The 9,335-nt window shown below is 53.5% G+C and carries 11 protein-coding genes; 2 read left to right on the plus strand and 9 right to left on the minus strand.

Annotated features, from left to right (window positions below):
* The 4 genes from FBQ85_21050 to FBQ85_21065 all read right to left on the minus strand — a co-directional run.
* Positions 1-1,189 (minus strand): hypothetical protein (locus FBQ85_21050; GenBank protein ID MDL1877627.1); only part of this gene is annotated, 1,189 nt, incomplete at its 3' end.
* 114 nt (positions 1,190-1,303) lie between these two features.
* A complete protein-coding gene (locus FBQ85_21055; protein MDL1877628.1) occupies positions 1,304-2,011 on the minus strand; it encodes a DUF502 domain-containing protein in 708 nt (235 codons plus the stop codon).
* 2 nt (positions 2,012-2,013) lie between these two features.
* The gene (locus tag FBQ85_21060; protein MDL1877629.1) at positions 2,014-2,358 is read right to left on the minus strand and encodes a septum formation initiator family protein; all 345 of its coding nucleotides are present in this window, start codon (positions 2,356-2,358) and stop codon (positions 2,014-2,016) included.
* Between the two features lie 103 nt (positions 2,359-2,461).
* Positions 2,462-3,994 carry a DUF92 domain-containing protein gene (locus FBQ85_21065; protein ID MDL1877630.1) on the minus strand — a complete coding sequence of 511 codons (1,533 nt, stop codon included), beginning with the start codon at positions 3,992-3,994 and terminating at the stop codon, positions 2,462-2,464.
* Positions 3,995-4,292: 298 nt separating this feature from the next.
* Here FBQ85_21065 and mazG point away from each other — a divergent pair, with 298 nt between their 5' ends.
* The gene (mazG, locus tag FBQ85_21070) at positions 4,293-4,982 is read left to right on the plus strand and encodes a nucleoside triphosphate pyrophosphohydrolase (protein ID MDL1877631.1); all 690 of its coding nucleotides are present in this window, start codon (positions 4,293-4,295) and stop codon (positions 4,980-4,982) included.
* A complete protein-coding gene (locus tag FBQ85_21075) occupies positions 4,979-5,533 on the plus strand; it encodes a GNAT family N-acetyltransferase (protein ID MDL1877632.1) in 555 nt (184 codons plus the stop codon). Before mazG ends, FBQ85_21075 begins: the two co-directional genes overlap by 4 nt.
* Before the next feature lie 9 nt (positions 5,534-5,542).
* Here the strand turns inward: FBQ85_21075 and FBQ85_21080 are convergent, their stop codons facing one another.
* The 5 genes from FBQ85_21080 to FBQ85_21100 form a co-directional block, all read right to left on the minus strand.
* On the minus strand, positions 5,543-6,397 hold the full coding sequence (locus FBQ85_21080; GenBank protein ID MDL1877633.1) for a hypothetical protein: 855 nt from the start codon (positions 6,395-6,397) through the stop codon (positions 5,543-5,545).
* Positions 6,398-6,570: 173 nt separating this feature from the next.
* The gene (locus FBQ85_21085; GenBank protein MDL1877634.1) at positions 6,571-7,104 is read right to left on the minus strand and encodes a hypothetical protein; all 534 of its coding nucleotides are present in this window, start codon (positions 7,102-7,104) and stop codon (positions 6,571-6,573) included.
* A 252-nt stretch (positions 7,105-7,356) separates the two neighbouring features.
* Complete coding sequence (locus FBQ85_21090; GenBank protein ID MDL1877635.1) at positions 7,357-7,692, minus strand: zinc-ribbon domain-containing protein; 336 nt, start codon at positions 7,690-7,692, stop codon at positions 7,357-7,359.
* Between the two features lie 62 nt (positions 7,693-7,754).
* Positions 7,755-8,105 carry a hypothetical protein gene (locus tag FBQ85_21095; GenBank protein ID MDL1877636.1) on the minus strand — a complete coding sequence of 117 codons (351 nt, stop codon included), beginning with the start codon at positions 8,103-8,105 and terminating at the stop codon, positions 7,755-7,757.
* A gap of 164 nt (positions 8,106-8,269) precedes the next feature.
* Positions 8,270-9,247 (minus strand): hypothetical protein, encoded by a 978-nt coding sequence (locus FBQ85_21100; protein MDL1877637.1) that lies wholly within the window; start codon positions 9,245-9,247, stop codon positions 8,270-8,272.
* Between the last annotated feature and the right edge of the window lie 88 nt (positions 9,248-9,335).

Genomic DNA, 9,335 nt, shown 5'->3' on the forward strand with positions numbered 1-9,335 from the left:
AATCACGCGTCCCGATTTGCCAATGCAGCCGGTGGCTCAGCCCGAAGGTCCAGTCGTCCGCGTCAAAACCTTCGCGCGGAAAACGCCGCAGAAACGGGCTGGCGCGCAAGGAATCCGGAATCTCAAACGTGCGGTTGCGCGAGGAATAGTCAAATGCAATTTCGTTCGAAAGCCGCCTGCCATAAAACGCCAACAAACCTTGATGATTCGTTTCGAAATTACTCTCTTGAAAACGGCCATTGAGGCGGCCTGAGAGCGTGGCCGGTTCCACCCAGCGCCGCGTGCCGACGATATCCGTTTCGCCGATTTCCGTGCGCAGTTGCAAAAAGCCGCTGCTGAAACGATAGTTCAAGCGATTTTCAATGGCGCGGCGATTGCGCTCCAGGCCGTCGACTTGCAGCGTGGTATCGGCAAAATAGTTTTCGCGGCGCAGATGGCTGTAGCGCACGAACAGCGAATCCGTGGCCTGGCCTTCAAACACGCGCGACACGCCGTAGGTTAAATTGAAATCGTCGTTGCGCCGGTCGCGCGTATCATCCCACTGGCCGGCGGCCTCGAATTGATGCACATAATCATTCCACGAAACCGGCGCGAGCGCGATTTTCGCTTCAAGGTGCGGGCCGTATTCCTGCCGCTGCAACACGTTCTCCCAACGATAACCCAGGCCGGGCGTCAGGCGCAGGCGTTGCGCCAGCGTCAGCTCATTGCGCAGCGTGAAGCGATGCAAACTGAAATCATTGTTGTTGAGGCCGGCCGCGCCGCGGGTGAAATCATCGCGAAACACGCGCGAGGTTGCTTCCGTTTCGAAACGCCAATACGGACGCAGCGCGCGCTGCAAACGCAAGCCCGCCATTTGATCGTCCTTCCAAATGTCGCCGCGCGCTTGTTGTTGCAACACGGAGCTGAAGTTTTCAAAGAGCGTAAGCTGCCAGCGGGTTGCGAGCGTTTTTTGAAAATTTATTTGGGTTTGCCAATTGAAGATTTCAATATCGTGCCCGAATTGCATCAGGCTGGTGAGCGGTCGAGAAGTCGCGCGAGGCGCCGGGTTCAGCAATTCTCCGGGGATGACGGTATCGGGCAACACCGGCGTGAGTTCCGGCTCTTGCGCATGCCCGACGGCGCAAAAAACAAGCGCGCCGGCCGTCAAATGCAAGAGGGCGGCAAAGATGCGCTTAGAATGCCAAATCACAATGATCAATCAATGAATTGATTTCCAAAGGTACTTGTTCCCTCCTGGCGGCAACGGTAACGCTCGCGCTTTGGTGCGCACCGCCGGCACGTCAATCTGCAATTCGAAATGAGTTCACTCCGATTTCTTTTGCATGGTCTCAAGATGGTCGCGCGTCAACATCATGTGTTTTGACGCGCGCGCTTTGGGCGCCACCGTGCCGTAGGAAATGAGCAGATGCACGGCGTCCTCCACCGGCATCTCCAGCTCAATGACATCGCTTTTGGGATAGAACATCAAAAAACCGCCGGTGGGGTTGGGGGGATTGGGAATGAACACGCACACGATCTCGCGCTGCAACGCCTCTTGAATCTCACCGCGCATTTCCTGAATGTAAAAACCGAGCCGCCAAGTGTTGGGATTGGGATAAGGCACCAGCACGGTTTTCTTGAACGATTGCCGCTGCTCGCCGCCGAATAGCGCCTGGCTGAGCTGCTGCACGGTGCCGTAGATGCGGCTGATGATGGGAATGCGGGTGACCGCGCGATTGCCGAACTCCACCAACTTGCGGCCGAAGTAACTGCGCGCGGCCATGCCGGTTCCTAAAATCAGCAGCAGCAGCGCAACCAAGCCCACGCCGGGAAAGGTGAAGGTTACACCGAAGGTTTGTCGCAAAATGACGAAGATCTCGTCTTTGAGAATGCCGTCAATCGCCTTGAACAATTCAAAAAAAATATAAACCGTCAAGCTGATCGGCACTAAAACCAAAAGCCCGGCGAGAAAATAACCCTTGAGCTTCGCGGCAAACTTGTGTTCGGGAGTTGGAATCAACGCGGTCGTCATGACTACTTTTTAGCTTCCTCGGATTTGGGCTGCTTGACGATGCTGTAAATCGTCTCGCCCGGCTTGCCCATTTGATAGCGCTCGCGCGCGACTTTTTCGATGTAGGTGGTGTCGTGTTCCAGCAGCTTGATCACCTGGCGCAGACTGTCCTGGCGGACTTGCAAAGCGGTAATTTCTCTTTCCAAGGTCGAACGCGTTTGGTGCAATCGCCAAAATTTAATCAGCCCGGAGCTGCCGCCGAAGTAAGTGTATGCCAGATACAGTAAAATACCGCAGATGAGCCACGAGGCCTTGCGCCACAGTTTCGTGCGGTGAGTCGAGGTTTTGGGGAAGAAGCGAGATGTCATGTTTCTCTGAAGCAAATTTGGTTATGTGAACGCGAATATTCTCTAAATTTTAGAATTCGCGTTTATTGGCGTTCATTCGCGGTTTGAGGTACGGGCAAGTTATTTAAGCGAGAATCTTGAGCATCGGCATTCCCAAAAACACCGCCAGCACACCGCTAAGCGCGCAGATGCCATTGACCATGTCATTATCCACCCAGCGCCAACCCGAATGCGGCTGGCGTTCCGCGCCGCAGCATTCGCCCTTCTTTTCACTGACCTTGCGGCAGGTGAGGCAAACGCGTTGCGTCTGAATTGTTGCGCCCAGCAGGCTGTCAAACAAATGTGCGAGCACGCCGGCTGCAGTAATCAGCACAACGCCAATAAGCCCGAAACGATGAGCCGGACTGACAGATTGCAATGCCCAGCCGAGAAGCGCAATCGTGCCCGCGCCCAAGGCTGCGCCGAACAAGCCCAGAGTCGAAATCGCGCCCGAGGTGCCTGACGCGACAATTTTCAGAGAAGTAATCAAGCGCGGCGGGCGGCGTGAGAGCAGGCCGATCTCTGTAGCCCAGGTGTCTGCGGTCACCGCGGCAACTGCGCCCAAAAATAAAAAATACCAAACCGGTTGAGGCGCAAGATACCACAACACCACGAGCAGCCCGGGAATGCCGCCATTGGCCAGCACTTGTCCAAGATCGCGGCGATGGCCTTTTTGAAAATTTTTATTCGCAGCTCTTTTACGCGCTGCGCCCAAACGCGAGAGCATGCTGGACAACACAAAAAACGCCAGCAACGGCAAGCTGAATTTCCAACCGCCGAGGCCAAACACAAATGAGCCGAGCACAAAGGTGGCCAACGCGCCGCTGAGTTCCAAAAACTTCACGCGATACGAAATCGCCGTAACGGCCAATGCCAGCAATTCACCGACAAAAAATTGCACGATCGCCGCATCAGAAGCATTCACATAAAAATACGTCAGGAAACCGCCGAGCAGCGGCACGGAAAGATTGTCCGAGCCGTGCCATGAAACCGCTTCACCCGCTGTTGCCAGCAACGCAATGCCAATCACCGCAAAAATGACGCGCGAGGTTTCCGGATGAAAGCCCAAAATCGGGCCAGCCCACGCAAACCCGATGAAAACGAGCAGCGCCGAACTGACAAACATCGCCAGCGAGCCTTGCAAGCTCTTGCGATCGCCCGGCAGCGGCAAGCGCAGCGGCGATTTCGCCTGCTCGCCCACGAGCGCCGCGCACACATCCGCAATTGCGAGCAAGCTCATTCCTACCAACAATGCCAGGGTTTCGCGGCGCCAAAACAAGAGCAACAGCACAAAAAAAGCCAGCGGGTAAAACACGGTGCCATACGTTTTCCGTCCCGTGGCATGTATGCCGCTGAACCGGCCGAATTTCAAAGCCACGGCATTAAGAACAGTGAACAGCACGGCCAATATCAACAACGGAAGTAATGTTTGAAACAGGAAGGGCGAGAGGAGCACCGCAAGACCCGTTAACATATGCACGATTTTTCGGCTGGTTTCGCCTGTAAGGATATTGCGACGCTGCAACGCCTCGGCTGCGGCAAGCAGCACGAACAGGAGCAACAAGAAACCACCAAAGATAACCCAATCAAGCGTCGCAGAGTGGTGCAAAATTGGCATGCCATGCTCGTCACAGTTGTATTTTGGCGGCGATTATTTACTGATTTTTCATTTGAAAGTCAAGGATAAGCTCCTGCGCACGATTCCTCTGCCTGCGCTTTGCAGCAACCTGGCAACGTGACCTGTTCACTTTTCTGAATCGTGAACAAACGCGAGTGTGTGCGAATTTCAAATTCGCGTTTATTGGTGTGCATCCGCGGTTTTCAGCGGGGGATTTTGCGATCGGATAAAATCTCTTTCAAATTTGAGTGAATCTACTTATCTAAAATTCCAACAAAAAAACGAACAGGAGAAAGGCATGCACGGCAGTGAGAAATTTCCCCGCCTCGTCGAAATCATGAACCGATTGCGTGCGCCCGATGGCTGCCCGTGGGATCGCCAACAAACGCACGCGTCGTTGCGGCAATATCTTCTCGAAGAAGCGTATGAAGTTTTGGAAGCGATTGACGCCGGCGAGGATGAGGAGTTGTGCAACGAACTGGGTGATTTACTTTTGCAAGTGGTGTATCATGCGCAGATCGCGACAGAGACCGGCCGCTTCAACATTGGCAAGGTGATCGATGGCATTTGTGAAAAAATGATTCGACGGCACCCGCATGTTTTCGGCGACGCTAAAGTCGACTCGGCTGAAGAGCAAACGCAGTTATGGGAAAAACTCAAACAGCAAGAAGGTAAAAAGTCTGCAATCGACGGCGTGCCGCGCGCATTGCCGGCCTTGCAAAAGGCGGCACGGCTGCAGCAAAAAGCGAATGCCGCAGCGGCAGATCGCCAAAACGTTCATCAACGACTGCTTGATTTTTCAAACGTGGCCTTTAATCATCAAAATGGTGAACGCGTGGTCCACGATGAATCCCTGCAAACAGCTTTTGGCGATCTGCTCTTCAACCTGGTTTCTCTGGGCCGCGGTTTGGGCTTGAATGCCGAGGATGCATTGCGCGAAGCTTGTGAACGCTTTGCTCAAGATTTTGACTGGAGGAACAATCTATGATTGACATTCGTCCGCTACAAAACGCCGAGGAAGTTCACGCATGCGCGCAAACCATGGCAACCTCCGACCCGTGGCTCACGCTCGGACGAGGCTATGAAGAATGCCGCAATATTCTCAGCGATGCTGCAAAGGAAACGTATGTCGCGTATGGGAATGATTGCCTGGCCGGCTTTATTATTCTCAATTTGCAAGGCGCGTTTCGCGGTTATATTCAAACGGTGTGTGTTATGCCGGATTGGCGCGGTCAAGGCGTGGGCAGTGAGTTAATCAAATTTGCCGAAGCCAGAATCTTTCGTGACTTTCCGAATGTGTTTATGTGCGTGTCCTCTTTCAACCCGAACGCGCAAAAATTGTATTTGCGGCTCGGTTATGAAGTCATTGGAGAGCTGAAAGACTATATTGTCGCAGGTCACTCTGAAATTTTGCTGCGGAAGACGATTGGCCCAATGGCGGAGTTTCGAAAACAAGCAATGGCCTGGGCTGGCGTTTTATTTCAACCGTCTACCCATGTCTCGCAACCGACAATCTGCGCGTTTGTCTGCAAAAATTGAGGAAACACTTCAGTCGAACTCAATGGCGAGACTAACGCCAAAAACCGAATCAAGAAAATCGCCAAAATCTTCGTCCAGCGGCAATCTGAATTGCACGCCCGGCCGCACGCGGCCGAGATCAACGCTGGCAGAAGCGCCAAATTGATGAAGCGTCCGGTCGCCAATATTGAGGTCGCTCTCCGTAACGATCATGCGTCCGGAAAGGCCGCCCATCAATCTGACGTTGTGTGATTCATAGCCGGCTTGTGCGCTATAAAGCAGAAACAACTCCACGTCCTTATCGGTGTCTTCACCGCCGGTGTAAATCCAAAACGAGGGGCCGCCGCGCAATCGCATGGTGAAACCTGAGGGCGCATGGTAATGGTAATTTGGGACGGCGATCACCGATAAAACATCCGACCAAAACGCTTCGCTGCGATCAATGAAGTCAGCAAACAAACCAACGGTGGTTCCCAGGTTGCTCTCCGGAGTCAAAGGCGCGCGCACACCGATTTCAGTAAAAAACGACGAGTTCTCGTTGAGTATTTCGAGGCCAACGTAGGGATTTCCAATACCGGTCTCTGATTCATCGAACTCAAAAAAGCCGGAACTGTAATCAACTCCAGCATGCGCAAGAGGAAACTCGCTCACGAAGTTGAGCCGATTGCTGATGGGCAAGCGCAGGGATAAAAACATCGCCGAAGTGGGGAACGTCGTGTTGTCGTAAAAATCTCCTGCCAGGTTGGGCTTGAGAATCTCAAGCGCGATGGTTTTGTTGTGACTGCGATCAACCCAGATGGATTGCGCTGTAAGTGAGAACGGCAGCAATAAGCCGGCAACAGCAATCACCAACACGGAAGTTGGATGGGATTCAGATTTTCGCATATGCCTTCCTAAAATTAGGTGAAGTTAAAAAAGCTTTTGGTAACGAAGACCCACTAGCGACCATAAAGTTCACATAAGATTAGTTACCAAAGCAATCCGGGACCTGACGACTCTTGTGGCACGTAACGGCGACTGACAGTGAGAAATGGACGATATCTGTTCACGCATGAATTTTACGGTTTTGTCTCACGCTCTAAAATGAATTCCTGTTCATGCGGCAGCGCATTCAAGAGAACGGCGCATGAAACAAATCCTCCCATTCCTCCCAGCGCTCCGCCATAAAATCGCGCTGCCGGCGTGTCGTCATGCTTTGCTTGCATGGCCTCTCCGGCATGCGAGCCGAGAAACGCGCCGCCCAACAGTCCGAGCAAACCAGCCGTCAAAACCTCGCCGGCGTTGGCTTTGCGCGCGAGGCGCACATGCGCCACCTCCGTTTGGGCCGCGGGGGAAAGCTTGAATTGCATTTGGATATTCTTCTGTTCACTTGTGATGACGAGAAATTCAGAAGAATCGGCAAGCCGGGAAACGGGTTCCAGCAAATTGCCGTCATATTTGTGTCCGGTGGTATCCACGATCTCGAGCTTGCTGCCGGCTTTCCATCGCCTTGCCTCGTAACACAATTGTTCGTGATTAACCAGGATGGTTGACGAGCAATTGATGCCAACGAGCGCAAGCCAGAGGACCTGAAACGTGTGATTCGTTTTCATCGTCGTTTCCGCGCCAGGTTAATCCATACCGCCAGCCAACAACATCATCAACAACAAAAGCCCGCCGAGCGTGCCCAATGCGCCGCTAAATGCCGCTGCTGAAGAACCACCGGACTTCACGGGCTTTTGATCGTTTTTGGCTTTTGCTAAAACCAGATGTTCACACGCTTTTGCCAATTGCTCGCTTTCGTTAGCATACGTGGACGCGGGATATTCCTTCACCACCCGGCGAAAATATTTTGACGCCTGGTCCTAAAAGCCCTGTTCGCTGAACGCAAGCCCGGTTTCATACAAAAGCTGCGCGTGCTTCTCTTCCGGCGTAGTTGCGCTTGCCTGCAAAGATGCTTCCTGCAAGTTGCGATACAGGTTGGAATCAGTCAATGTTGATGCTTGCGCATCTTCCACGGCCAAGCGAGTCCCGCACGCGCTGCAAAACTTGTTCGTTTCTTGATTCACGAAACCACAGTACGGGCACAGAATGCCCTCATTCTGAGCAGCCGGCAAGCTCTGCGCGAAAAGCGGCACAATCGCAAAGCCGCAGAAATAGAAGCTCAAAAATATTGCGGCCAATTTATGTAATCGATTCATGATTTCACCTCACACGCATTTATTATTGATACCGCAAAAACTTTTTGATGATCTCGCATGGTTCAATTCTTTGCATACACCTGCTGCCATGCCGGTATCGTTGCCCCAACCGCCGCGCCCATCAGGCCGCCGATTGCGCTGCTCAGCAGATGAAGTGCCGTCAAATCCTGGCAATGCGTCTCACAGTCGAGATTGGCTAGGCCGGCCATTGTTGCGCCTGCAAGCGCGCCTGATAGTGCCCCGGCAATTGCGCCGACTGTTGCAACGGTTCGCGACGAGTTGGTGCGCTGCCAGACGGCGAGCAAAGCAGCCTGCGGAAGAGTCAGCAATTCGCCAGAACCGGCGCGCAGCAGCAGCGTATCGCCTCGCAGTTCAGCAAATTCACCGATGAGCTTGCCTTGTGAAGTGCTCACAACACGAATCCGTTGCCCGTTTTTGAGCGTAGAAAGAGCCGAAAAATCTTGGGTATCGACAGATGCGATTGAAGCCGTTTGTGAAAAAGCGGCGCTAGAAATCAAGAGCAAAACAAGCCTACCCAATATCGGCAAAAAGCTAACGATCGCATATCAACCTCGGGCTAATTTGCCTTGGTTACAGTGCGCAACCGGCCCAGCGGCAGAAGCATATTGATATTTGCTTGAATGTTCGCGTCAGCGATGCCGTCGAAATCGCTGCGATAGCGCACGCCGGTATCCGCCGCCAGCCAATTGGTGAAATAGAAACGCACGCCGATCACACCAGCCCAAATATTCTTGATACCGCCGCCGTCGTAAGTCCCGCCCTCAACAAAATTGTATGAGGGTAAGCCTTCGATTTCGATCATCACCAGCGCCTTGGGATTGGCTTGAATCGAAACACCGCCAAAGGGCGCAATGAGATTGCGTTGCAACTCCTTTTCGGCGGGATTATGAAAACGCCAGCCGCGTGGATTGCGCACGCGTACATCCGTCAACCCCGCGCCCAGATGCGCCGTGGCTTGTCCGAATTGTTTTGATGCGACAAGATAAAGTTTCGTCAGCCGCGTCTCAAATGAGATATTGGGATCATTGCCTTCCAGGTAGTGCCAGCTCGTGGTGCCGCGCAACGAGGCGGCAATCGCCGGAAGATGATCACACGCGCGCAGTATTTGCATCTTGAACGCAGACGTCGGCACGCTGGACGAGCCTTGTTGCAGCGAATTGATCACGGCCTGCGTGGCGAATTCCACCTCTGCAATGTCACCGAGGCCGAGGCCCGCGTGACCGAGAAAATTGCGTTCTTTTTCAATGCCGAATGCGCCGCCGCCGGTGAAGTAGAGATCAAGAGAACCCAAAACCTCGGCGGTTGGCACGTTGAATAAACGCGGCAGCTCGGCGGGCGCGCTCAACATGGTTTGATACCAAGGCCGTTTGTCCTTTGGGGCAGGAAAAGCCGGCACACGCGCAGCTTCGCGAACTTCTTCTGCGTTCGTATCGACTCTCGTTGCAGCAGTTCTCGAAATTTGGGCTGCTGTTGCTTTTTCACGCGCCAGCCGTTGTTGCGCGGCGGCCTGCGCTCGCGCAAGAGAATCTGCCACGAATTTGCGCCGGGCTTCAATCCGTGCCTGTTCTTGTTCGCGCTGAAGAGCTGCCAGCTTCGCCTGTTTTGATGCTGCCAGAGAGACG

Source organism: Cytophagia bacterium CHB2 (assembly GCA_030263535.1).
Taxonomy (GTDB): domain Bacteria; phylum Zhuqueibacterota; class Zhuqueibacteria; order Zhuqueibacterales; family Zhuqueibacteraceae; genus Coneutiohabitans.

What these genes read in the sequence shown, in the direction of transcription:
- FBQ85_21055 (MDL1877628.1), bottom strand. Translation starts at nt 2,011, where the DNA reads ATGACGACCGCGTTGATTCCAACTCCCGAACACAAGTTTGCCGCGAAG.
- FBQ85_21060 (MDL1877629.1), bottom strand. Translation starts at nt 2,358, where the DNA reads ATGACATCTCGCTTCTTCCCCAAAACCTCGACTCACCGCACGAAACTG.
- FBQ85_21065 (MDL1877630.1), bottom strand. Translation starts at nt 3,994, where the DNA reads ATGCCAATTTTGCACCACTCTGCGACGCTTGATTGGGTTATCTTTGGT.
- mazG (MDL1877631.1), top strand. Translation starts at nt 4,293, where the DNA reads ATGCACGGCAGTGAGAAATTTCCCCGCCTCGTCGAAATCATGAACCGA.
- FBQ85_21075 (MDL1877632.1), top strand. Translation starts at nt 4,979, where the DNA reads ATGATTGACATTCGTCCGCTACAAAACGCCGAGGAAGTTCACGCATGC.
- FBQ85_21080 (MDL1877633.1), bottom strand. Translation starts at nt 6,397, where the DNA reads ATGCGAAAATCTGAATCCCATCCAACTTCCGTGTTGGTGATTGCTGTT.
- FBQ85_21085 (MDL1877634.1), bottom strand. Translation starts at nt 7,104, where the DNA reads ATGAAAACGAATCACACGTTTCAGGTCCTCTGGCTTGCGCTCGTTGGC.
- FBQ85_21090 (MDL1877635.1), bottom strand. Translation starts at nt 7,692, where the DNA reads ATGAATCGATTACATAAATTGGCCGCAATATTTTTGAGCTTCTATTTC.